Here is a 23272-nt window from a genome sequence, read left to right on the forward strand (position 1 = left end):
CGGGGAGAATTTCCGGGCGGAACGGAAAAAGATCGGTCTCTGGAAATGAACGGGGCGTTCCACGGGCAGGCCCGTCGCGACGGGCCGAGCCCCGCGGTTTCGCGTCCGGTGACCGAGGCGGGGGAACGGGAGACGGTCATGTTCGAACAGGCCAAGGCGGGCGAGAGCCTGCGCTTCCACGGTATCGGCAAGACGTTCCCCGGCGTTTGCGCGCTGTCGGAGATCAGCTTCGTCGCCCGGCCGGGCACGGTGCATGCGCTGATGGGTGAGAACGGCGCGGGCAAGTCGACCCTGCTGAAGATCCTCGGCGGCGCTTATGCGCCGAGCAGCGGCCATCTGCAGATCGGCGAGCGCCAGATGACCTTCCGCTCGGCGGCCGAGAGCATCGCCAACGGCGTCGCGGTGATCCACCAGGAGTTGCATCTGGTGCCGGAAATGAGCGTGGCGGAGAACCTGCTGCTCGGCCACCTGCCGGCCCGCTTCGGCTTGGTCAACCGGCGCGCGATGCTGCGCCAGGCCCGAGAACTGCTCAAGGGGCTGGCCGACGAGATCGACCCGGCGGCGCGCCTCGGCAGCCTGTCCCTGGGCCAGCGGCAACTGGTGGAAATCGCCAAGGCGATGTCGCGCAACGCCCACGTGATCGCCTTCGACGAGCCCACCAGCAGCCTGTCCGCCCGCGAGATCGACCGGCTGATGGCGATCATCGCCCGCCTGCGCGACGAGGGCAGGGTGGTGCTCTACGTCTCGCACCGCATGGAAGAAATCTTCCGCATCTGCGATGCCGTCACGGTATTCAAGGACGGCCGTTTCGTGCGCACCTTCGAGGACATGCAGGCGCTGACCCACGACCAACTGGTGACCTGCATGGTCGGCCGCGACATCCAGGACATCTACAACTACCGCCCCCGCGAGCAGCACGGCGAGGCCCTGCGGGTCGACGGGCTGTTGGGGCCCGGCCTGCAGGAGCCGGTCAGCTTCGCGGTGAACAAGGGCGAGGTGCTGGGTTTCTTCGGCCTGGTCGGCGCCGGGCGCACCGAGCTGCTGCGGCTGCTCGCCGGCCTGACGCGCAGCAGTGCCGGCAGTCTGGCTCTCGATGGCCAGCCGCTGGTGCTGGCATCCCCGCGCGACGCCATCGCCGCCGGCATCCTGCTCTGTCCCGAGGACCGCAAGAAAGAAGGCATCGTGCCGCTGGCCAGCGTGGCGGAGAACATCAACATTGGCGCGCGCAGCCGACACACGCGGCTGGGGTGCCTGCTCCAGGGGCGCTGGGAGCGCGACAACGCCGTCCGGCAGATCCGCGCCCTGAGCATAAAAACCCCATCGCCGGCCCAGCAGATCCTCTATCTCTCCGGCGGCAACCAGCAGAAGGCGATCCTCGGCCGCTGGCTGTCGATGCCGATGAAAGTCCTGCTGCTCGACGAGCCCACCCGCGGCATCGATATCGGCGCCAAGGCCGAGATCTACCAGATCATCCACGACCTCGCCGCCGAGGGCATCGCGGTGATCGTGGTGTCCAGCGACCTGATGGAAGTCATCGGCATATCCGACCGCATCCTGGTCATGAGCGAAGGCGCGATCACCGGCGAGGTGCCGCGCGAGCAGGCGGAGGAATCGCGCCTGTTGCAATTGGCCCTGCCGCGTTCGCGCGGCTGAACGAAACACGAGGTGATCCATGGCGACTCAAGAAACGACCCTGGCGGCTCCCCGGCAAGGCCTCAATATGCGGCGCTTCCTCGACGACTGGGCGATGCTGCTGGCGGCGCTGGGCATCTTCCTGCTCTCGGCGCTGTTCATCGAGAACTTCCTCTCGCCGCTGAACATGCGTGGCCTGGGCCTGGCGATCTCCACGGTGGGCATCGCCGCCTGCACCATGCTGTTCTGCCTCGCCTCGGGGCATTTCGATCTATCGGTGGGCTCGGTGATCGCCTGCTCCGGGGTGGTCGCCGCAGTGGTCATGCGCGATACCGAGAGCGTCTTCCTCGGTGTGTCCGCCGCCTTGGCGCTGGGCCTGGCGGTGGGCATGGTCAACGGCATCGTCATCGCCAAGCTGCGCATCAACGCATTGATCACCACGCTGGCGACCATGCAGATCGTCCGCGGCCTGGCCTACATCTTCTCCAACGGCAAGGCGGTGGGGGTGATGCAGGAAGACTTCTTCATCTTCGGTAACGGCCAACTGCTCGGCGTGCCGGTGCCGATCCTGATCACCATCCTCTGCTTCATCTTCTTCGGCTGGCTGCTCAACTACACCACCTACGGGCGCAACACCATGGCCATCGGCGGCAACCAGGAAGCGGCGCTGCTGGCCGGGGTGCGGGTCGACCGCACCAAGATCGTCATCTTCGCCGTGCACGGCCTGATCGGCGCACTGGCCGGCGTGGTGCTGGCGTCGCGGATGACCTCCGGGCAGCCGATGATCGGCCAGGGCTTCGAACTCACCGTGATTTCCGCCTGCGTGCTCGGCGGCGTCTCCCTGAGCGGCGGTATCGGCATGATGCGCCACGTGATCGCCGGGGTGCTGATCCTGGCCATCATCGAAAACGCCATGAACCTGAAGAACATCGACACCTTCTACCAGTACGTCATCCGCGGCACGATCCTGCTGCTGGCGGTGATCATCGATCGCTTGAAACAACGCTGAGACACGGCCGTGTGTGGCCGGGAGGATCGCGGTGAGAACGCATCTGATCGCGCTGGACTGGGGCACCACGTCGCTGCGTGCCTATCGGCTCGGCGTGGCTGGCGAAACGCTGGAAGAGCGCAGCCTGGCGCGCGGCATCTTGCAACTCGACGGTAGCGGTGACGCCGCCTTCGAAGGTGCCCTGGACGAAGCCTGCGGCGACTGGCTGGATGCCGAGCCCGGCGTGCCGCTGATCGCCTGCGGCATGGTCGGCAGTGCCCAGGGCTGGCGCGAGGCCGCCTACGTGGACGTGCCGCTGGACGACGGGCGACTGGCCGCGGCGCTGACCCCCATCGAAACCCGGCGCGGCAACATGCTTTGGGTGATCCCCGGGGCGATCCAGCAAGGTCCACTGCCAAACGTCATGCGCGGCGAGGAAACCCAGGTGTTCGGCCTGCTCGCCGGGCTGGGCGAAGACGAGCGGGACGAGCCCCTGCTGATCGGCCTGCCGGGCAGCCACAGCAAATGGGTGACGGCGGAGGACGGACGCCTGGGCCGCTTCCACACCTTCATGACCGGCGAAGTCTACGCCGCGCTTCTGGGGCATACCTTGCTCGGGCGGACCGTCGTCCCTTGCGATGCCTTCGATGCTGCGGCCTTCGAAGAGGGCGTGCGCGTTGCCCGCTCCGACGACGGACGCGGCGGCCCGCTGTCCACCATCTTCAGCAGTCGCACGCGGGTGCTGACCGGCAGCCTGCGTGGCGAGTCCCAGGCTGACTACCTGTCCGGCCTGCTGATCGGCCACGAATTGATGGCCATGGCCGAGGTCTGCCAGGCCGACCCACACCAGCGCATCGTGCTGGTCGGCAACTCCGCGCTTTGCGCGCGTTACCTGTGGGCCTTGGAACACAGTGGTTTCTGCGCCCTCAGCTTCGCCTCGCAGGCTACAGCCGCCGGACTCTGGCGCATCGCGGAGCGGGGTGGGCTGCTCGCGATTCATCCCGTAGACGAGGTACGCGCATGCTCCGCCAAGCGTTAGCCGCCAACGGCCTGATCGCCATCCTGCGCGGCGTGCAGCCCGACGAGGTGGAAGCCATTGGCCGTGCTCTCTACGATGCCGGTTTCCGGGTCGTCGAAGTCCCGCTCAATTCGCCGCAGCCGCTGGAGAGCATCGCCCTTCTGCGCAGGAGCCTGCCGCGCGATTGCCTGATTGGCGCCGGCACCGTACTGAGTGTCACCCAGGTGGAAGAGGTGTGGACGGCGGGAGGCGAACTGATCGTCATGCCGCACGGCGACCCCCAGGTGATTTGCGCGGCCAAGGCTGCCGGGCTGGCTGTCGCGCCCGGCGTGGCGACGCCCACCGAAGCCTTCGCCGCCCTGGCCGAGGGTGCCGACGTGCTCAAGCTGTTCCCGGCCGAACAGCTCGGCCCCAGCGTACTCAAGGCGTGGCGCGCGGTGCTGCCCGCCGCGACCGCCCTGTTGCCGGTGGGCGGCATCACGCCGGAGAACATGGCGGCCTACCGTCGGGCCGGCGCCTCCGGTTTCGGCCTCGGCTCGGCGCTCTATGCACCGGGCATGGATGCCGACGAAGTGGGCCGCCGCGCGCGGGCCTTCGTCCAGGCCGCCACCGCTCCCATTCCGTTCCCATGAGAAGTCGACGATGAAAATCACCGGGCTCACCACCTATCTCGTTCCGCCGCGCTGGCTGTTCCTCCGCATCGACACCGATGTGGGCCTAAGCGGTTGGGGCGAGCCGGTGGTGGAAGGGCGGGCGCACACGGTCGCGGCGGCGGTCGAGGAACTGGCCGACTACCTGATCGGCAAGGACCCGCGACACATCGAGGACCACTGGACGGTGCTCTATCGCGGCGGCTTCTACCGGGGTGGCGCGATCCACATGAGCGCCCTGGCTGGTATCGACCAGGCACTCTGGGACATCAAAGGCAAGGCCCTCGGTGTGTCGGTAGCCGACCTGCTCGGCGGCCGCGTGCGCGAGCGCATCCGCGTGTACTCCTGGATCGGCGGCGACCGTCCGGCCGATACCGCCAACGCCGCGCGACAGGCGGTGGCACGCGGCTTCAGCGCGGTGAAGATGAATGCCTGCGAGGAAATGCAATTCGTCGACAGCCACGCCAAGGTGGACGCGGTACTGGCCAACATGGCGGCCATCCGCGAGGCGGTGGGCGGCGAGATCGGCATCGGCGTGGACTTCCACGGCCGGGTGCACAAGCCCATGGCGAAAATCCTCATGAAGGAGCTCGAACCCTACCGGCCGATGTTCATCGAGGAGCCGGTGCTCAGTGAGAATTACGAGGCATTGAAGGAACTGGCACCGCTCTCCTGCGCCCCTATCGCCCTGGGCGAACGGCTGTATTCGCGCTGGGACTTCAAACGCATCCTCGCCGAAGGCTACGTCGACATCATCCAGCCGGACGCCTCCCACGCCGGCGGTATCACCGAAACCCGCAAGATCGCCAGCATGGCCGAAGCCTACGACGTCGCCCTGGCCCTCCACTGCCCCCTGGGCCCCATCGCCCTGGCCACCTGCCTGCAACTGGACGGCGTCTGCTACAACGCCTTTATCCAGGAACAGAGCCTCGGCATCCACTACAACGAAGGCAACGACCTGCTCGACTACCTGCACAACCCGGAAGTCTTCCACTACCAGGACGGCTTCGTCACCCTCCCCAACGGCCCCGGCCTGGGTATCGAGGTCAACGAAGAGTACGTGATAGAACGCACCCGCACCGGCCACCGCTGGCGCAACCCGGTGTGGCGGCATGCGGATGGGAGTGTGGCGGAGTGGTAAGGCGATGCTCGGGATGAGTCGCACCCAGAGTGAGGTTGGCTTGTAGGACAGGCCTGGCGCGCCCTCTCCCGCTCCGGGAGAGGGCGCGGGGATCAGCGGCTGGCTTCCACGAAAGTGTCGTCGGAAGGTTCCTTGGAGTAGATGCCCCGGTTGTGCACCAGTTTCTTGGTGCCGTTCATCAGGGCCGCGGTGCGGCTGTCGCTGGTTCTGGCCGAGGCGGCCTGGTTGCTGGTGCCGCTGATCGACGGCGGGTTGAAGCTGAACGACCAGAGATAGTGCCAGACGGCTGCCGAGTGTTTTTCGCTGATTTGCACCGCGTTGAAGTACCAGGGTTTGAGTTCGGTGAAGGCGGTCATTTTCATCAGGCCCTTGTTCTCGTCGCCGACGAAAGGGTTGCTGGCGACGGCCGAGCTGCGGTAGGCCTCGAAGATCACGCCCTTGGTCTTCAGTTCGCTGACGTAGCTGCGGCACACCTCGCCGACCCATTTGTTGCCCAGGTAGCTCTTGGGCCAGTTGGAATAAAAGGGGTCGAGTAGGGCCACGCGCTTGGGCAGCAGGCGGCTGGACAGGGTGCCGGCGGTCACGGCGTCGCTGATTTTCTTGGTCAGGACAATCGCCAGCTCGTTACCGAGGGAGTGGCCGAGGATGCGGATGTTGCTGCCGCTGTAGCCAGCCATGTTGGCCTTGTAGTGTTCGAACAGCAGGTCGCCGACCGATTTGTTCGGGCCGCTGCTGTACGCGCCGCTGCTGTTGCGCCAGCGCATCGCGCGCGGGCCGCTGGCGGTCCAGATCTTGGCTTCGGCGTCTTTCACTTCCGCTTCGTCGGCGAACTGGTTCCAGTAGAGGATGCCGACGTTGTAGCCGGCCGCGAGCCAGGCGTAGGCCAAGTCCAGATCCGGGCCGCCGGCGTCCTTGCGGTTGAAGGTTTCGCGGTTTTTCGCCCGGGTTTTGCCGTTCTGCCAACCGTGAATGTAGATGACGGTGGGCTTGCTGTTGCTGAAATAGGCGTTGGCGTGGCCGGGGATGGCCTTCTCCCAGGTGTCGCCATAGCCGAACCAGTACAGGCCGTGGTCGAGGTTCTGGAAGATGCTGTCGGGGAATACGCCGACGGCGGCATGGGTCAGGGAGGAAAAGCTCAGCACTAGCAATAAGAAGAGCCTGCGCATGTTGGCACCTGTTGTTGTTATGGCGGTGGTGCCGGCAGATTCATGGAGCATCAGGCAATCAGCCATCACCCGAATGGGTGGGCTTGAATACCGTGTGGTCTATGTCACGTCGAGTTCACTTTGGATGTCACGGAACCAGGGCGGTTGGCGGGACGCGGATCGGTATTCCGGGAGGTGGGGGATGGCCGAAGCCATCCCTTTTACGGAAGGGGTGGCCTACTTCGCCTTGGGAAACTTATAGATCGTCGTCTGCGTGTAGACCTGCCCCGGGTCGAGCCGGGTGCTGGGGAAGTCCGGCTGGTTCGGCGAGTCGGGGTAGTGCTGGGTTTCCAGGGTGAAAGCGCTCCAGTGCGGGTAGGCCTTGCCGCCCTTGCCGTGGATGCTGCCGTCGAGGAAGTTGCTGGTGTAGAGCTGCACGCCGGGTTCGGTGGTGTACATCTGCAGCACCCGGCCGGAGGCCGGATCGGTGACTTCGGCGGCCAGTTTGCTCAGGTCGCCACCGGTATCGAGAAGCCAGTTGAAGTCGAAGCCGCCCTGCTTGGGTTCGGCAAATTTCAGTTGCGGGTGGTCGTCCTTGATGTGCTTGCCGAAGGCGGTGGGGGTGAGGAAGTCCATGGGCGTGCCGGCGACGTCCGGGAGTTCGCCGGTAGGGATCAGCTTGTCGTTGACCGGTGTGTAGCGCGAGGCGTGCAGCGTGGCGACCTGCTCGAGGATGCTCGGACTGCCGGCACCGGCCAAGTTGAAGTAGCTGTGGTTGGTCAGGTTGAGCACCGTGGGTTTGTCGGTGGTGGCGTGGTACTGGATGCGCAGTTCGTTGGCGTCGTTGAGGCTGTAGGTGACGCGGGTGGTGAGGGTGCCGGGAAAGCCCATCTCGCCGTCGGGCGAGACATAGCTGAGCTGCACACCGACCCAGCCGTCCTCGTCGTGCGGGGTGGCCTGCCAGAGCTTGCGGTCGAAGCCTTCCGGCCCGCCGTGCAGGGCGTTGCTGCCGTTGTTCTGCGGGATCTGGTAGGTCTTGCCGTCCAGCACGAAGCGGCCTTCGGCGATGCGATTGCCGAAGCGGCCAATGGTGGCGCCGAAGTAGACGTTGCCGTTCTTCAGGTAGCCGTCGACGTTGTCGAAGCCGAGCACGATGTCATCGACCTTGCCCTGTTTGTCTGGTACCCGTAGCGCCTGGAGGATGCCGCCGTAGGCGATGACCACTGCCTCCATGCCCTGGCTGTTGCGCAGGGTGAATTTCTCCACTGCCCTGCCGTCGGGCAGTGTGCCGAAGCTGCCGCGCTCGCTGGAGAGGCCCTGGGCCTGGGCGATGCCGATCATCATTGATAAACCGAGTCCGCTGAGAATCCGAGCATGTTTCATCGAGGCCACCTTTTTGTTGTAGGTCAGCGGCACGCTTCCGTGCCGGTTTACAGGCGGATGTCCGGGACGGCCTGGCAGGGGCATCCGCTTGAAGCGATTCGGTCAATGCGAGTGGCGCGGTACCTCCGCGCCCCGGCAGCCGACCAGGAAGTCGAAATCGCAGCCCTGGTCGGCCTGCATCACGTGATCGACGTAGAGCCGGCGATAGCCGCCGTCCCAGATCCGCTCGGGCAGGCGCAGGTCCGCCAGGCGTGCCTGCAACTCGGCGTCGGGGATGTCCAGGTGCAGACGGCCATTGGCGCAGTCCAGTTCAATGAAATCGCCGTTGCGCACCACCGCCAGCGGGCCACCGGCCGCCGCCTCCGGCGCCACGTGGAGCACCACGGTGCCATAGGCGGTACCGCTCATGCGGGCGTCGGAAATGCGCACCATGTCGGTGATGCCTTTGGCCAGCAGCTTGGGCGGCAGGCCCATGTTGCCGACCTCGGCCATCCCCGGATAACCCTTGGGCCCGCAGTGCTTCATGACCAGCACGCAGGTCTCGTCGACGTCAAGGTCGGGATCGTTGATGCGTGCCTTGTAGTCCTCGAAGTTCTCGAAGACTACGGCACGACCGCGGTGCTGCATCAGCTCGGCGCTGGCCGCCGAGGGCTTGAGCACCGCACCCTGCGGCGCCAGGTTGCCGTGCAGGACGCAGATGCCGCCGTCGGCGCGGATCGGGTTGTCCAGGGTGCGGATCACTTCGTCCTTGCCGTAGATCGGTGCATCGGCGCAGTTCTCCCAGAGGCTCTTGCCGTTCACCGTCAGTGCCTCGGGGTTGGGTAGCAGGCCGTTCTCGCCGAGGCGGCGGATCACTGCCGGCAGGCCGCCGGCGTAGTAGAACTCCTCCATCAGGAAGCGCCCGGACGGTTGCAGGTCGACGATGGTCGGTGTGCCCCGGCCGACGCGGGTCCAGTCGTCCAGTTCGAGGTCGACGCCGATGCGCCCGGCGATGGCCTTGAGGTGGATCACCGCGTTGGTCGAGCCGCCGATCGCCGCGTTGACCCGGATGGCGTTTTCGAACGCGGCCTTGGTCAGTACCTTGGACAGGCGCAGGTCTTCCCAGACCATGTCGACGATGCGCATGCCGGAAAGATGGGCGAGCACGTAGCGGCGCGCGTCCACCGCCGGAATAGCCGCGTTGTGCGGCAGCGAGGTGCCCAGGGCCTCGGCCATGCAGGCCATGGTCGAGGCGGTGCCCATGGTGTTGCAGGTGCCGGCCGAGCGCGACATGCCGGCCTCGGCGGAGAGGAATTCGTTGAGATCGATCAGGCCGCCCTTCAGTGCTTCGTGCATCTGCCAGACGATGGTGCCGGCACCGATGTCGCGGCCGTGGTGCTTGCCGTTGAGCATCGGCCCGCCGGTGACGACGATGGCCGGCACGTCGCAACTGGCGGCGCCCATCAGCAGCGCGGGGGTGGTCTTGTCGCAGCCGACGAGCAACACCACGGCGTCCACCGGGTTGCCGCGAATGGCTTCCTCCACGTCCATGCTCGCCAAGTTGCGGGTGAGCATGGCGGTGGGACGCAGGTTGGATTCGCCGTTGGAGAACACCGGGAATTCCACGGGGAAGCCGCCGGCCTCGTACACACCGCGCTTGACGTGCTCGGCGATCTTGCGGAAATGCGCGTTGCACGGCGTCAGCTCGGACCAAGTATTGCAGATGCCGATGATTGGCTTGCCCTGGAATTCGTGGTCGGGGATGCCCTGGTTCTTCATCCAGCTGCGATACATGAAGCCGTTCTTGTCGGCAGTGCCGAACCACTGGGCGGAGCGGAGTTTGATGTTCTTATCGGTCATGGCGGTCTTTCCTGTCGGACTGCGCGGCAATAGCCGGAATTGAGCGTAGACAGGACCAGGTATCATCAACAAATATGTAATCCCGCTTAAGCGATACATGGATGGATATAGCTTGAAGCCTCTCAATAGCATTTGGTTCGTCCGCGCCCGCCTGAAAAGTCGGCATATTCCGCTGCTGGTCGCCTTGGGCGAGACCGGTAACCTCAACCGCGCCGCCGAGGGGCTGGGGATTTCCCAGCCGGCGATCTCCAAGCTGCTCAAGGAACTGGAGGAGGGACTCGGCGTGGAGCTGTTCGAGCGACAGGCCCGGGGCGTGGTGCCGACCCTCTATGGCGAGTCGATGATCCGTCACGCTCGCCGCCTGCTCACCGACCTGGACAGCGCCTTCGACGAGGTCAATGCCCTGCGCGCCGGGCAGAGCGGTCATGTGCGCATCGGCACCATCCTGACGCCCTGCGCGGAGTTGCTGCCGGAGGTGATCCGCCGCGTGAAGCAGCGCCATCCGCACCTGGAGCTGAGTGTCCGCACCGGCGCGAGCCGCGACTTGATGGCGCTGCTGGAGGATGGCGAGCTGGATTTCCTGGTGGCGCGTTTCTTCGCCGAGGGTGGGCAGGACGGGATGCGCTTCGAGCCCTTGTTCCAGGAGCCGCTATGCGTATGCGCACGGGCCGGGCTGGTCGAAGGGGTGCTGTCTTTCACCGAGTTGCATGAAGCCGATTGGGTACTGCCGCCGTCGGGCAGCGTGTTGCGCTACGAGTTCGATGCTTTGTTCCAGCAGGTTGGCATGCTACCGCCGACCCGGGTGGTGAACGCGGAGAACCTGCTGATGGTGACCACCCTGCTGGAGCGGAACGACATGCTCACTGTCTTGCCGCGCGATGTGGTGGCGCATTACGCGCGCTACGGCATGCTAGCCGTGGTGCCGGTGGCGGCGGGCATCGAGGAGGCTCTCAATCGCAACCTGATGGCCTACGGCATCATCACCCGCAACGAGGAACTGCTGGCGCCGGTGTCCCGCAACGTGCTGGCGCTGTTGCGCGAATGCGCAGCAGAGGCCGTGCGGCGCGCTTAGCGGGCCGCCTGCTCAGCGGCCCAGGCGGCGCAGTTCGTCCGACTCGACCACGCGCACGCCTCGGCCTTCCTCCAGGGCCAGGCGCCACATTGCGCGGGCCAGGGTGCAGGCGCCGATGCCGCGCCATTTGCCCGGCAGCCAGCGCAGCACGGGCGCGGCCAGGCGTTCGCCGAGGCGGAACTCGCTGCGCGGGCCGAGCAGCAGGGACGGGCGGACGATGGTCAGTTGCGGCCAACCCTGCGCCTTGAGCGCCTCTTCCATCTCGCCCTTGACCCGGTTGTAGAACACCGAGGACGTGGGGTTGGCGCCAATGGCGCTGATCACCAGGAAATGCCGCGCTCCCAGTTCCAGGGCGCGGGCGCCGACCGCCAACACCAGGTCGTGGTCGACCGCGCGGAAGGCTTCCTGGGAGCCGGCCTGTTTGATGGTGGTGCCGAGGCAGCAGAAGGCGGTGTCCAGCGGACCCTCCAGTTGCGGCAGCAGGCCGGACAGCTCGCCCACCGGATTGTCCAGATGCGGGTGCTCGGCCAGCGGGCGACGGGTGGGGGCCAGCACGCGCTCGATGGTGGGTTCGTTGAGCAGCCGGTCGAGCAGGTGTTCGCCGGTGAGGCCGGTGGCGCCGGCAAGCAGAATGCGCTGGGGCGTCAGGTACATGGTTGGTCTCCGCTGATACCCATCAGCTTAGTCGGATGTTTGGCCGGCGTTGGCCGTGAGGGTTTTCGCGGCTTGTTGTTCGCGCAGCGTGCGCCAGTGGGCGATGACGGCCTTGGGCGCCCAGATCTGCGGCTCCGACGGTTCGAAACCGTCGGCCTTCTCGCGCTCGGCGACCGTCTCCTTCGCCAGGGCGAAAGCCTTCTCCAGGTCGTCGGTCTCCTGCAGGGCTTCGGCGAACAGAGCCCGGCCGAAGTAGGTGAAGTCGGCTTCTTCCGAGCAGCCGAAGGACACCCGGTCGGCGCGTGCGGCGGTCATCACCAGGGTCTTGCCGTCTTTTAGCGGCGGGATGAAACCGCCGGAGTAGCAGGCGGAAATCACCAGGACCTTGTGCCGATCCTTGAGTGGCTGGAGCAGGGTGGCCAGTTCTCGGGCAGGCAGGTCGGCGAGTTGCAGGCGCGGCTGGTCGAGCGCCAGTTCATGGGTGTGCGAGCCGTGGCTGGTCAGGTAGATGAACACCAAGTCTTCCGGGCCGCTGCGTTCGGCGATGGCTTGCACCGCGCGGGACAGGCTCTCGCGGGTGGCCAGCGGACGGTCGGCCAGGTGGTCGCGGTGGTTGACCAGGGTGACCTGGCCATAGGCGCCGAAGCGCTTGCCGAGCAGTTGGCTGACATAATCGGCCTCGCGCAGGAACACGCTCTGCTTGCCGTCGCCAGCCAGGGTCAGGCTGTACAGTTCCATCGCCGGGGTGGAGGCGGGCAGGGCGGCTAGGGCCTGGTCGAGCAGACGGCCCTGTTCCAGCAGGCCGAGTTCGAGCGGGTCGGCCTGGGTACGGCCCTGGGCATCGAGGACCAGCCGGCCGTTCCGCCAAGTGCCGTTCTGCCGGCTGCCGTCGGCCAGGGTCAGGGTGCCCTTGCCCTGGTAGTCGCCGTTGGCGAAACGGCCTTGGTAATGACTGCCGTCGGGCAGGTCCAAGCGGCCTTCGCCGTGGTAGCGCCAGTCGCGGAACTCGCCCAGGTAGCGGCTGCCGTCGGCACCGTGGAACTCGCCGGGACCGTTCAGCGCGCCGTCCTTGAACGAGCCGAGCCAGACATCTCCGTTGGCGCTTTCGTAGCGACCCCGGCCATGGAACAGGTCGTTCTTGAACAGCCCGCTGTAGCGCCCGCCGTCGCTGCCCTGGTAGCTGCCTTCGCCATCCAGTTGTCCCTTGCGGAAGCGTCCGCTCAACTGGCCGCCGTCGGTGTCGTGGCGCACCCCTTCGCCATTCGGTTCGCCACGCACGAACTGGCCCAGGAAGCGGCTGCCATCCGGCCGCTCCAGGCTGCCGAGGCCGTGGAAGCGGTCGTCGCGGAATTCGCCGCGATAGACCAGGCCGTTCTGCTCGAAGGTGCCTTCGCCGTGCATGCGACCGGCCTTGAAGCCACCCCGGTAGCGGGTCCCATCGCGGTAGACCAGAGTGCCCTGGCCATCGAACTGGCCCTGGTGGAAACCGCCCGTGTAGGTATCCCCGGACGGGCCGTGCCAAGTGCCCGGCCCTTCCTGCAGGCCATTGCGGAATTCGCCTTCGGACCAACTGCCGTTGGGGTAGTCGATCCGGCCGTGGCCATGCAGCCGGCCGTCGACCAGCTCGCCCCGGTAGCGTCCGCCGTCCGGCAGCACGCCATCCGGTGGCAGCAGCGGTTCGCCGTCACCGCAGGCGGCGAGCAGCAGGGCGAGACTAAGGGGAGCCAGGGAGGCGAATCGGCGACGCATGGGGGATTCCAGGGAGACGGGCGTTTCGCCGCAGTATGCCGCAACTGGACGACAGAAATGAAAACGGGGCGTCGCCGCGCCCCGGTTCCGTCGAGGCGTGGATCAGACGAAGCAGAGCGTCAGCGGCTCGGCGATGTAGGCGGGCTTCTCCTGGCCTTCGATTTCCAGCACGGCGCGGGCCTTGAGCAGCCACTGGCCGGGGTTTTTCTCGTTGGCGTCGGTGAGGGTCACCACCAGGCGTACCCGGGAGTCCACTTTCACCGGCTGGATGAAGCGCACGCTGTCCAGGCCATAGTTGACCGCCATTTTCAGGCCCTGGGGCATGATCATGATCTTTTCCATCAGCATGGGGATCAGCGACAGCGACAGGAAGCCATGAGCGATGGTGGAGCCGAAGGGAGTCTGCCTAGCCTTTTCCGGGTCCACATGGATGAACTGGTGGTCGCCGGTGCATTCGGCGAACTGGTTGATACGCTGCTGGTCGATCGTCAGCCACTCGGAGCGACCCAGCTCCTTGCCTACATGGTCCTTCAGTTCTGCTACGGGTACGAACGGCATAGATCCTCCTTGAGGACGCGGGGTGTTGTTGTTATTGGATGCGAACGTGCCGCTAAGATCAGCATGGCGGGGGCGCAGGGTCAAGCCTGCATCGCCTTGGCGAATGGCGGGTTATAGCGCGCCGCCGGCATGCCTATAATGGCCCGCTTGATTGTGGAGACCCCCATGCTGTTACGCGGCCTGACCTGGCTGGTGCTGTTTCAACTGATCGGCACCGTTCTTTCGGTACTCATCCTGCCCATGCTGCCGGGCCCGATCATCGGGCTGGTGTTGCTGTTCATCTTCCTGCTGATGCGTGGCGAAGTGGGCGAGCCGCTCAATATCGCGGCCTCCAGTCTGCTGCGCTACTTGCCATTGCTGCTGGTGCCGCCGGCGGTGGGGGTGATGGTCTATGCGGCGGCGATCGCCGCCGACTTCTGGGCCATCGTCGGCGCGCTGGCACTGTCCCTGGTGCTGTCGCTGGCCTTCGCCGGTTGGTTGATGCAGAAGCTGATCGAGCGCCAGATGCGCCGCCGGGAGCCGACATGAGCCTCGACTGGCAGGGTGCCTGGCAGGCGCTGATCCACCATCCGCTGTTCGGCGTCGGCATTACCCTGGCCGCCTACCAGTTGGCACTGGCGGCCTACGAGAAGACCCGCTGGGTATTCCTTCAGCCGGTGCTGGTGTCCATGCTGGTGCTGATCGGCGTGCTGCTGCTCTGCGGCCTGACCTACGCCGAGTACCGCAAGAGCGTGGAAGTGCTGAGCGTGCTGCTTGGCCCGGCCACGGTGGCGCTGGCGGTGCCGCTGTTCCTCAACCTGCGGCGGATTCGCCAACTGTTCTGGCCGACGCTGCTGACCCTGCTGATCGCCGGTGTCGTGGCGACCGTTTCGGGCGTGGCGCTGGCCTGGGCCTTCGGCGCTGAGCGCATGGTGCTGATGACCATGGCGCCGAAGTCGGTGACCTCGCCCATTGCCATGCTGGTGGCCGACCAGATCGGTGGCGTGGCGGCGCTGGCGGCGGTGTTCGTGCTGATCACCGGAGTGCTTGGCGCGATCCTCGGCCCGGAGCTGCTGCGCCTCATCGGCGTGCGTCATCCAGCGGCCCAGGGCATGGCCCTCGGCCTCACCGCCCACGCCGTCGGTACCTCGCGGGCGTTGCAGGAAGGCGAGGAGTGTGGCGCTTTCGCCGCCCTGGCCATGAGCCTGATGGGCATGGCCACTGCCGTGGTGCTGCCGCTGGTGGTGGCCTTGCTGGCCTGATATGGCCCTGTCGCCTTGAACCATCGCGGCCCGATCCGCTCTCTGGAAGGAGGGGGCCGCGATTTATCGATGAGGGGCTTGTACATGAATTTCCCATTGTTCCCGCTCAACACCGTGCTGTTTCCCGGCTGTATGCTCGATCTGCAACTGTTCGAGGCGCGTTACCTGGACATGCTTGGGCGCTGCCTGAAACAGGAAGAAGGCTTCGGCGTGGTGTGCATCATCGAGGGCGAGGAAACCGGCGAGGCCGCCAGCCGCTTCGCCGCGATCGGCTGCGAGGCGCTGATCCGTGACTGGCAACAACGTCCCAATGGCCTGCTGGGAATTCGCGTCGAGGGTGGCCGGCGCTTTCGCGTCAACCGCGCCACGGTGCAGCCGGACCAGCTCACCCTGGCCGAAGTGGACTGGCTGAGCGAGGCGCCGGACCGCCCGCTGCTGGGCGAGCATGCCGACCTGATGGCGCTGCTCACGGTGCTGGTGGAACACCCGATGGTCGAGGCGCTGGGCATGAGTGGAACGGTGACCAGCCAGCAGGCGCTGGCCAACCAGCTCGCCTACCTGCTGCCGTTCAGCCCGGCGCAGAAGCTGCAGCTCCTGCTGCTCAACGACCCGGCGCAACGCCTGGACTTCATCCAGGAGCTGCTCGACGACTTCCAGAGCGAAATGACGGCTTAAGACGTAACCCATTGGGCCAATGAATTCGCCCCTACAAGTCGGTGCGTTTTATGGTGAGCCACCTTCTTGTGGGAGCGAATTCATTCGCGAATCGGTGCACACTCAGCCCCGTCATCGCGAATGAATTCGCTCCCACGGTTGCTCCCGCATCTGGGGCGAATTCATTCGCCCGCATTTTCACCGATACCGGTACATCTCCATCGCCTCCGGCAAGGCCCAGGTGGCGATGCTGCCGAGCAGCGCGAGGGTGGCGGGAAGCACCAGCCACCAGACCCGTGGCGCCAGCGCCGGCAACGCGGCGTGGCGTTGCACCAGGCTCAGGCTGGCGGCGCAGAAGGTCGCGGCGAGCAGGGCGCCGGCGAGGATATCGGTCGGCCAGTGCACGCCCAGGTAGACCCGCGACAAGGCGATCACCAGCGCCGGCAGGCAGGCCAGCAGCAGCCAGGTCAGGCGCAGGCGCGGCGGTTGGCCTCGGCCGGCCAGTACGCCGAGGGTGAGGAAGAAGGCGAAGGCCGCCGAGCTGTGTCCGCTGGGGAAACTGTAGCTCTCCAAGGGATGCACCAGCACGTCCGGGCGAACCCGGGCGAACAGCCATTTCAGGCTGCCGTTGGCCAGCGCCGTGCCGAGCAGGCTGCCGATGGCGAAAAGCGCCGCTCGCCTTTGCCGGGCGAACAGCAGCAGCGCGCAGAGCAGGGTGCCCGCAACCACCTGGGTCTTGAAATCGCCGAGCCGGGTGGCGACTACCATCAGTCGGTCGACCCAGGCATGACGGTGCTCCTGCAGCAACGCCAGCAAGCCCTGATCGAGGCGATCGAGCTGCGGCCAGCCGACGAACAGCGCGGACAGGGCGGCCAAGCACAGCCCGGCGGTCAGCAGCGGGACTCTCGGATGCCGTTGCAGGCTGAAGTGGATGCACAGCCCGAGCAGCAGGCCCAGGGGAGCCGCGACCAGAGCCGCCTCGCTCCAGAAACCCTCCGGCAGCGGCAGGCGCAGGGCCGCGCCGGTGGCCCAGCCGGGCAGCAGGTAAGCCAGCGCCCAGCCGACCGACGCCAGCAGACTCACTAGCAGGAAACGGCCGAACGGCATATCGAGCATGCCGGCCACCATCGGCAGCATGGGCCGCAGCGGACCGATGAAGCGCCCCACTAACAAGCTGGCGAAACCGTATTTGTGGAAATGGATTTCCGCGCCGGCCATCCATTCCGGGTGGTGACGCAAGCCGGGAAGACGCCGGATGTTTTGGTGGAAGCGTCGCCCCAGCGCATAGGACAACAAATCCCCCAGCAGCCCGCCGCAGTAGGCCAGCAGCAGCGTCTCGCCGAGCCCCAGGGCGCCGCTGCCGGCCAGCACCGCAAGGGTGAACAGCAGCACGGCACCGGGCATCAGCAGGCCGACAATGGCCAGGCACTCGGTGCAGGCCACCACGAACAAGGCCAGCCCCAGCCACTGCGGGTGGGCGGAAAGCCAGGCGGTGAGGGTGTCGAGCCATTCACTCATGGATGGGGTTCCCGTGGACGAGACGATGGAAGTCGCGACCTTCGACCTGTCCGCGCCGTAGCGGGTTTCGTGTGCAGTGACGCGCGAAGCCGGCATCGACGAAGCGATAGGCCAGGTGCTCGTCGCGCCCCAGCGGAATGCCAAGGCGTGTGGTCTGGATGATGCCGATAGGGTGTTCGTCGACATCCTCGACGAAAAACCGTTGCCAGTCGAAGCGCCGGGCGTTCCATTCGGGCACCTTCAGGCCGAGTGCCTTGCACAGCAGCGTTTGCCCGGCGCAGAGGCGTTCGGCCGGTCGTGGGTGGCCGTTAGCGTCTGGATTGTTGCACTGCATCAGGGCCAGGCTCTCCGCCCCGGAGACGGCGTCCAGCCAGGGATGCCCGGATTTCACCAGCACGGCGTTGCCCAGGCCGTGGACGCTGATGTTCAGGGTGTCGCCGCCGCGGGCGTAGTACATGTAGATGTGCCCGCCATCCATGAACATGGCCCGCCGCGAGTGGGTATGGCCGAGGGACGAGTGGCTGCCCTTGTCGTCGAGGTAGTAGGCCTCGGTCTCGATGATTCGCGCCGCCAGCCAGAGGTCACCGACCTTGTGCCGCAGCACCTTGCCCAGCAGTTCGCGGGCGACGAGTTGGGCATCGCGGTCGAAGAAGGCGCCCGGCAATGGCCGGGCGCCGGGCCAGGGCAGATCGGCAGGGAGCGAATCGGGCATACAGGGAAGCGGTCCAGGCTGGGATGCCGGACATGATAACCAAGCCCGCCGCACACCCGCCGATGAGTTGTAACAAGGCATGGGACACCGGCGGCCAACTTAGGTTGGGCGTGCGCTCCGCCGGATTGTCCGCTTCGCTTGGCTGGCCTAGCCTGCGGGCATAACGACAAGAGTGCCAGCATGAGCCGCTCCACCCGCACCGACAGCGCCCACATCACGCCCAGTGCCCACTACACGGGTTACGTCTGGTATCGCCATCACTTGGCCGAGCCGGCGTTCGTCACCGGCTTCGGCCGCTTCGCCCACGGCGTGCTGTCGCCGGTGGCCTGGGCCGCGCGGGTGGGCTTCGGCCTGGATGTCGAGCACTTCCTGCTCCAGCGCCACCTGTTGATCGATGCGCGCCTGACCGCCGCCATCGAACAGGGCGGGGTGCGTCAGGTGGTGGAGATCGCCTGCGGCCTGTCGCCTCGTGGCCGGCGCTTCCGGGTGCGTTACCCGGACCTGCACTACGTGGAAGCCGACCTGCCGCCGATGGCGGCGCGCAAGCGTCTGTTGCTGCACGGCGAAGGCTGGTTGGACAACCGTCATCAGGTTCGCGCAGTGGATATCCTCGCCGAGCGCGGCCCGAACAGCCTGGAGGCGCTGTTCGCCGGGCTCGATCCGAACTACCCGGTGGTGGTGATCACCGAGGGGCTGGTGAACTACTTCGAGCGTCCGCTGATCGAGGGCTTCTGGGCCCGGCTCGCCGTGCAGCTCGCCGAATTTCCCCGCGCCACCTACCTCACCGAGCTCTACCCGGACCTGCGCGAGCATCCGCATTACCGCCAGTTGCGCTGGGCGGTGGACTTCATCGGCCGCCTGACCCGTGGCAGCTACCCGCTGCATTACCGCAGCCATGAGGAAATCCGCGAGGCGTTCGGGCGTTGTGGTTTTCACAACACCCGCGTACTCGACCCGAGCCGGGAAAGCCCTGGCCTCGGCCTGCGCCCGTCGAAGGTGCCGACGTTGGTGCGGGTGATCGAGGCGAGTATCGGCGCTAGCCTGCGCTGATCGCGAAGACTCAGGCGCAGGCCGCCCGCGGTGCCGGCGGAGCGATATGCGCCGCCAGCGCCGTGCTGGCCTGGGGCTCGATGTGGGAGAAGATGAACGCCAGTCCGCCTGCGGTCCGCCGCAAGGGTAGCAGGTCGAGGGCGGGGAGGTCGGCTGTCAGCAACTGCCATCCGCGCCACGGCAGCTCGTCCGGGAGGTCGGCGAGCAGGTGGCCGCCGAAGAAGCCCAGCTCATTCAGTTCCACCGGCCAGTCGCCGCCCTGGTCGTGGTGTAGCAGCGCCTTGCGCTGGCGGGGCGGCAGGCGCGGTTCGTGGCGGCGATCGAGCAGTTGCAGGCCGTCGCGAGCCAGGCGGGTGCTGCCCGGGCTGGCCAGCGGCAGCGCCTCACCTCTCAGGAATGGGCCATACAGGCCGGCGCAGGCTTCGCGGCGCTCGAACTGGGCCAGGTGGTCGGCACCGTGGATCAGCGCGCAATCGGCATTGGCGCAGGTGGCGGCGAACAGGGCATGTTCCCAGGGCTGGGTGAAGTGGTCGTGTTCGCCGGCGAGCACCAGCGTCGGGCATTGCGGGTGGCGGTCGAAGCCGGGGAACGCCAGCAGGCGCCGGCTGTTCTGCCGGTAACGCTCGATTTCCTCGGGCGTCAGGCGTTGCAACTGGCGCAGCAGGGCCTTGCGGAAGGTCGGCGAGACCTCGGTTTCCTGCACGCGCAACGGATTGATCAGGCCGTTCAGGGCCCCCTGGGCAAACGCTGCATGACGGCCTTCGGCGAGCAGCGCCAGGCTTTCCTCCAGCAACAGCCGGGCGCCGGGGCGACCGAAGGCGGTGATGCCGGCCAGCAGCAGGCGCGCGCAATGACGCGGATGGCGGGCGGCGAACAGGGCGGCGATGGCCGAGCCGTAGGACAGGCCGATGGGCATCAGCGGCGGGATGTGCAGGGCCTCGGCGAAGGCGGCGATCAGGTCGGCGAGGTCGGCCAGCGTCAGTTCCGGGGCGAGCTGCGGGTTGCCGCCCTGGCTGGGCAGGTCGAGCAAGATCACCGGGTGTTCGGCGAGCAGTTCGGCGACTTCGCTGGTGAAGGAGCGGAAACTCTGGAACGCCCCGCCGAGCAGCAGCACCGGTGCGCGGCCGTCTTCCGTATGGGCGGCGAAGGCCTGGTAATGCAGGCGCCAGGGGCCCACTTCGAGCACTTCCGGGGCGGCGCCGAGCTGGCCGGCACTGAAGTCGGTACGGTATTGCATGCAGGCATCTCCCTGGCGGCCGCTTCTTCTTGTTCTGGCGGCACCCTCCAGGGGAAGGTAATCACCGGTAGCACATTTGTTCACCCAACCTTCGGGCGGGCGGACGTCTCCATTCATCCCAGCGGTCAGGAACGGCGCGTCACGGCGTTACTTCCGGTGTGGCATAACGCCTCGTCTGCCATCCGCCCGACGCCGCTGGGCGCGGGCTCCCGGCCCCGCTATAATCAGCCGCTTTCCTCGACTGCCAGACCTCCGAGACCATGACCGAGTCCGTGCTCGACTACATGACCCGCCTGGGCCGCGCCGCGCGCGACGCCTCGCGGGTGATCGCCCAGGCCAGTACCGCGCAGAAGAACCGCGCCCTGCTGGCCGCCGCCGCCGCCCTCGACGCCGCCCGCGACGAGCTGGCCGCCGCCAACCAGAAGGATCTTGACCAGGGCAAGGCGAACGATCTCGAGCCAGCCCTGCTGGACCGCCTGGCCCTGACCCCGGCGCGCATCGATTCGATGATCGAAGGGTTGCGCCAGGTCGCCGCGCTGCCCGACCCGGTCGGTGCGATCCGCGACATGAGCTACCGCCCCTCGGGCATCCAGATCGGCAAGATGCGCGTGCCGCTGGGCGTGATCGGCATCATCTACGAGTCGCGGCCGAACGTGACCATCGATGCCGCCAGCCTGTGCCTGAAGTCCGGCAATGCCACCATCCTGCGCGGCGGTTCCGAAGCGATCCATTCCAACCGTGCCATCGCGGCCTGCATCCGCCAGGGGCTGGCCGAGGCCGGGCTGCCGGACACGGCGGTGCAGGTGGTGGATACCACCGACCGCGCTGCCGTAGGCGCGTTGATCGCCATGCCGGAGTTCGTCGACGTGATCGTTCCGCGTGGCGGCAAGGGCCTGATCGAACGCATCAGCCGCGATGCCCGCGTGCCGGTGATCAAGCACCTGGACGGCATCTGCCATGTCTACGTCGATGCGCTGGCCGACCTGGAAAAGGCCCGGAGCATCGCCTTCAACGCCAAGTGCTACCGCTACGGTATCTGCGGTGCCATGGAAACCCTGCTGGTGGACCAGGCGGTGGCCGCGGCCTTCTTGCCGGCCATGGCGCAGATGTTCGTGGAGAAGGGCGTCGAGCTGCGCGGTTGCGAGCGCACCCGTGCGCTGATCCAGGCCGAGCCGGCGAAGGAAGAGGACTGGAGCACCGAGTACCTGGCGGCGATCCTGTCGATCCGCGTGGTCGATGGGCTCGACGAGGCCATCGCGCACATCAACCGTTACGGTTCGCACCACACCGACTCCATCGTCACCGAGCACCAGGGCCATGCCCGGCGCTTCCTCGCCGAGGTGGACTCCAGCTCGGTGATGCTCAATACCCCGACCTGCTTCGCCGACGGCTTCGAGTACGGCCTGGGCGCGGAGATCGGCATTTCCACCGATAAGCTGCATGCACGCGGTCCGGTCGGCCTGGAAGGCTTGACCTGCGAGAAGTACGTGGTGATCGGCGACGGTCAGCTGCGCGGCTGATGGCGAAACGGATCGGCATTCTCGGCGGCACCTTCGACCCGGTGCATATCGGCCATCTGCGCGGCGCGCTGGAGGTGGCCGAACAGTTCGGTCTCGACGAACTGCGCCTGATTCCCAGCGCGCGTCCGCCGCACCGTAACACGCCGCAGGTATCGGCGGCCGACCGGCTGGCGATGGTCGAGCAGGCCGTGGCGGGCCTGCCGCCGCTCACGGTGGACGATCGCGAGCTGAAGCGCGACAAGCCGTCCTACAGCATCGACACCCTGGAGTCCCTGCGCGCCGAACTGGCGCCGGAAGATCAGTTGTTCCTGCTGTTGGGCTGGGATGCCTTCTGCGGTCTGCCGAGCTGGCACCGCTGGGAGGAGCTGCTCGATCACTGCCACATCCTGGTGCTGCAGCGGCCGGATGCCGACAGCGAGCCCCCGGAAAGCCTGCGCGACCTGGTCGCCGCGCGCAGCATCAACGATCCACAGGCCCTCACCGGGCCGAGTGGCCACATCGCTTTCGTCTGGCAAACGCCATTGGAAGTGTCGGCCACCCAGATCCGCCAACGGCTGGCCAGCGGCAGATCGGTGCGTTTCCTGGTACCCGATGCGGTGCTGGCTTACATCAATGCGCACGGGCTGTACCGTGCGCCGACGAATTGAACACGAGGCAACAGAACCACTCATGCAGAACGATCAACTGGTCCAGCTGGCGATCGACGCCCTGGAAGACATGAAGGCCCAGGACATCACCACCATCGATGTCCGCGGCAAGACCAGCGTCACCGATTACATGGTAATCGCCAGCGGTACCTCCAGCCGTCACGTGAAGTCGATTGCCGACAACGTGCTGGAGAAGGTCAAGGAAAACGGCGTGCGACCGTTGGGCAGCGAAGGCCTGGACGGTGGCGAATGGGCCCTGCTCGACTTGGGCGACGTGGTGGTCCATGTGATGCAGGTCGCCACCCGTCAATTCTATGACCTTGAGCGTCTCTGGCAGGGCGCCGAGCAGAGCCGCGCGCAACACGGTTCCGATCACGAGTAAGCGACCGCCGTGCGTATCAAGCTGATCGCCGTCGGTTCGCGCATGCCGCGCTGGGTGGAGGAGGGCTGGCAGGAATATGCCAAGCGCCTGCCGCCCGAGCTGGCGCTCGACCTGGTGGAAATCCCGCTGAACACCCGTGGCAAGAATGCCGACGTGGCGCGCCTGATCCGTCAGGAGGGCGAGGCCATGCTGGCCAAGGTGCAGCCGGGCGAGCGCATCGTCACCCTGGAGGTGCACGGTAAGCCCTGGAGCACCGAACAACTGGCGACGGAGCTGGATCGCTGGCGGCTGGACGCGCGGACCGTCAACCTGATGGTGGGCGGGCCGGAAGGGCTGGCACCGGAGGTCTGCGCTCGCAGCGAGCAGCGCTGGTCGCTGTCGCCGCTGACCTTGCCGCACCCGCTGGTTCGCATCCTGATCGGCGAACAGATCTACCGGGCCTGGACGGTATTGTCCGGCCACCCCTATCACAAGTAACCGTC

At 66.6% G+C, this 23272-nt stretch carries 23 protein-coding genes; 14 read left to right on the forward strand and 9 right to left on the reverse strand.

Going from position 1 to position 23272, the window contains the following annotated elements; all coding sequences use genetic code 11:
• Nucleotides 1-138: 138 nt before the first annotated feature.
• From araG to dgoD, 5 genes are read left to right on the forward strand one after another with little or no spacing between them, the layout of a single operon-like run.
• Nucleotides 139-1653 carry an L-arabinose ABC transporter ATP-binding protein AraG gene (gene araG / locus BZL41_RS09905; RefSeq protein ID WP_095599137.1) on the forward strand — a complete coding sequence of 505 codons (1515 nt, stop codon included), beginning with the start codon at nt 139-141 and terminating at the stop codon, nt 1651-1653.
• A 19-nt stretch (nt 1654-1672) separates the two neighbouring features.
• Nucleotides 1673-2641, forward strand: coding sequence for an L-arabinose ABC transporter permease AraH (gene araH, locus BZL41_RS09910; protein ID WP_095599138.1), 969 nt, complete (start codon nt 1673-1675; stop codon nt 2639-2641).
• Nucleotides 2642-2672: 31 nt separating this feature from the next.
• Nucleotides 2673-3659, forward strand: coding sequence for a 2-dehydro-3-deoxygalactonokinase (locus BZL41_RS09915; RefSeq protein WP_095599139.1), 987 nt, complete (start codon nt 2673-2675; stop codon nt 3657-3659).
• The gene (locus BZL41_RS09920; protein WP_095599140.1) at nt 3641-4270 is read left to right on the forward strand and encodes a 2-dehydro-3-deoxy-6-phosphogalactonate aldolase; all 630 of its coding nucleotides are present in this window, start codon (nt 3641-3643) and stop codon (nt 4268-4270) included. The genes BZL41_RS09915 and BZL41_RS09920 overlap by 19 nt, the downstream gene beginning before the upstream one ends.
• A gap of 10 nt (nt 4271-4280) precedes the next feature.
• The gene (gene dgoD, locus BZL41_RS09925) at nt 4281-5429 is read left to right on the forward strand and encodes a galactonate dehydratase (RefSeq protein WP_095599141.1); all 1149 of its coding nucleotides are present in this window, start codon (nt 4281-4283) and stop codon (nt 5427-5429) included.
• 92 nt (nt 5430-5521) lie between these two features.
• On the opposite strand, the gene BZL41_RS09930 is transcribed toward dgoD, so the two are convergent.
• From BZL41_RS09930 to BZL41_RS09940, 3 genes are all read right to left on the reverse strand, one after another.
• Nucleotides 5522-6595, reverse strand: coding sequence for a hypothetical protein (locus BZL41_RS09930; RefSeq protein ID WP_095599142.1), 1074 nt, complete (start codon nt 6593-6595; stop codon nt 5522-5524).
• A 216-nt stretch (nt 6596-6811) separates the two neighbouring features.
• Nucleotides 6812-7957, reverse strand: coding sequence for an aldose epimerase family protein (locus BZL41_RS09935; RefSeq protein ID WP_095599192.1), 1146 nt, complete (start codon nt 7955-7957; stop codon nt 6812-6814).
• Between the two features lie 102 nt (nt 7958-8059).
• Nucleotides 8060-9796, reverse strand: coding sequence for an IlvD/Edd family dehydratase (locus BZL41_RS09940; RefSeq protein ID WP_095599143.1), 1737 nt, complete (start codon nt 9794-9796; stop codon nt 8060-8062).
• Between the two features lie 112 nt (nt 9797-9908).
• On the opposite strand from BZL41_RS09940, the gene BZL41_RS09945 reads away from it, so the two are divergent.
• Entirely contained in the window at nt 9909-10868 is a 960-nt protein-coding gene (locus BZL41_RS09945) for a LysR family transcriptional regulator (protein WP_256578122.1), read from the forward strand.
• Nucleotides 10869-10880: 12 nt separating this feature from the next.
• Here the strand turns inward: BZL41_RS09945 and BZL41_RS09950 are convergent, their stop codons facing one another.
• The 3 genes from BZL41_RS09950 to BZL41_RS09960 all read right to left on the reverse strand — a co-directional run bounded on the left by BZL41_RS09950 (nt 10881) and on the right by BZL41_RS09960 (nt 13829).
• On the reverse strand, nt 10881-11522 hold the full coding sequence (locus BZL41_RS09950) for an oxidoreductase (protein WP_095599144.1): 642 nt from the start codon (nt 11520-11522) through the stop codon (nt 10881-10883).
• 27 nt (nt 11523-11549) lie between these two features.
• The gene (locus tag BZL41_RS09955; RefSeq protein ID WP_095599145.1) at nt 11550-13271 is read right to left on the reverse strand and encodes a C13 family peptidase; all 1722 of its coding nucleotides are present in this window, start codon (nt 13269-13271) and stop codon (nt 11550-11552) included.
• A 102-nt stretch (nt 13272-13373) separates the two neighbouring features.
• The gene (locus BZL41_RS09960) at nt 13374-13829 is read right to left on the reverse strand and encodes a MaoC family dehydratase (RefSeq protein WP_084335365.1); all 456 of its coding nucleotides are present in this window, start codon (nt 13827-13829) and stop codon (nt 13374-13376) included.
• Nucleotides 13830-13994: 165 nt separating this feature from the next.
• On the opposite strand from BZL41_RS09960, the gene BZL41_RS09965 reads away from it, so the two are divergent.
• From BZL41_RS09965 to BZL41_RS09975, 3 genes are all read left to right on the forward strand, one after another.
• Nucleotides 13995-14357: a CidA/LrgA family protein gene (locus BZL41_RS09965; RefSeq protein ID WP_095599146.1), complete on the forward strand. Its 363-nt coding sequence runs from the start codon at nt 13995-13997 to the stop codon at nt 14355-14357.
• Nucleotides 14354-15070, forward strand: coding sequence for an LrgB family protein (locus BZL41_RS09970; protein ID WP_095599147.1), 717 nt, complete (start codon nt 14354-14356; stop codon nt 15068-15070). Before BZL41_RS09965 ends, BZL41_RS09970 begins: the two co-directional genes overlap by 4 nt.
• An 84-nt stretch (nt 15071-15154) precedes the next feature.
• Entirely contained in the window at nt 15155-15745 is a 591-nt protein-coding gene (locus tag BZL41_RS09975) for an LON peptidase substrate-binding domain-containing protein (RefSeq protein WP_095599148.1), read from the forward strand.
• Nucleotides 15746-15922: 177 nt separating this feature from the next.
• On the opposite strand, the gene BZL41_RS09980 is transcribed toward BZL41_RS09975, so the two are convergent.
• Together BZL41_RS09980 and BZL41_RS09985 are read right to left on the reverse strand one after the other, a co-directional pair.
• Nucleotides 15923-17242: a bifunctional DedA family/phosphatase PAP2 family protein gene (locus BZL41_RS09980; RefSeq protein ID WP_095599149.1), complete on the reverse strand. Its 1320-nt coding sequence runs from the start codon at nt 17240-17242 to the stop codon at nt 15923-15925.
• Nucleotides 17235-17954 (reverse strand): DNA-3-methyladenine glycosylase, encoded by a 720-nt coding sequence (locus BZL41_RS09985; RefSeq protein ID WP_095599150.1) that lies wholly within the window; start codon nt 17952-17954, stop codon nt 17235-17237. The genes BZL41_RS09980 and BZL41_RS09985 overlap by 8 nt, the downstream gene beginning before the upstream one ends.
• Before the next feature lie 180 nt (nt 17955-18134).
• Here BZL41_RS09985 and BZL41_RS09990 point away from each other — a divergent pair, with 180 nt between their 5' ends.
• Nucleotides 18135-19004 carry a class I SAM-dependent methyltransferase gene (locus BZL41_RS09990; protein WP_095599151.1) on the forward strand — a complete coding sequence of 290 codons (870 nt, stop codon included), beginning with the start codon at nt 18135-18137 and terminating at the stop codon, nt 19002-19004.
• 10 nt (nt 19005-19014) lie between these two features.
• Here BZL41_RS09990 and BZL41_RS09995 read toward each other — a convergent pair whose 3' ends face one another.
• A complete protein-coding gene (locus tag BZL41_RS09995; protein WP_095599152.1) occupies nt 19015-20241 on the reverse strand; it encodes an alpha/beta fold hydrolase in 1227 nt (408 codons plus the stop codon).
• Between the two features lie 260 nt (nt 20242-20501).
• Here BZL41_RS09995 and BZL41_RS10000 point away from each other — a divergent pair, with 260 nt between their 5' ends.
• Genes BZL41_RS10000 through rlmH form a run of 4 tightly spaced genes read left to right on the forward strand, consistent with a single transcriptional unit; the run spans nt 20502 to nt 23267 of the window.
• Nucleotides 20502-21761, forward strand: coding sequence for a glutamate-5-semialdehyde dehydrogenase (locus BZL41_RS10000; RefSeq protein ID WP_095599153.1), 1260 nt, complete (start codon nt 20502-20504; stop codon nt 21759-21761).
• A complete protein-coding gene (nadD, locus tag BZL41_RS10005) occupies nt 21761-22408 on the forward strand; it encodes a nicotinate-nucleotide adenylyltransferase (RefSeq protein WP_095599154.1) in 648 nt (215 codons plus the stop codon). Before BZL41_RS10000 ends, nadD begins: the two co-directional genes overlap by 1 nt.
• A 22-nt stretch (nt 22409-22430) precedes the next feature.
• The gene (rsfS, locus tag BZL41_RS10010) at nt 22431-22790 is read left to right on the forward strand and encodes a ribosome silencing factor (RefSeq protein WP_084335374.1); all 360 of its coding nucleotides are present in this window, start codon (nt 22431-22433) and stop codon (nt 22788-22790) included.
• A gap of 9 nt (nt 22791-22799) precedes the next feature.
• Complete coding sequence (rlmH, locus tag BZL41_RS10015) at nt 22800-23267, forward strand: 23S rRNA (pseudouridine(1915)-N(3))-methyltransferase RlmH (protein ID WP_095599155.1); 468 nt, start codon at nt 22800-22802, stop codon at nt 23265-23267.
• The last annotated feature ends 5 nt before the right edge of the window (nt 23268-23272 follow it).

The sequence above is a fragment of the Pseudomonas sp. PIC25 genome (assembly GCF_002286785.1).
In the GTDB taxonomy this organism is placed as follows: domain Bacteria; phylum Pseudomonadota; class Gammaproteobacteria; order Pseudomonadales; family Pseudomonadaceae; genus Pseudomonas_M.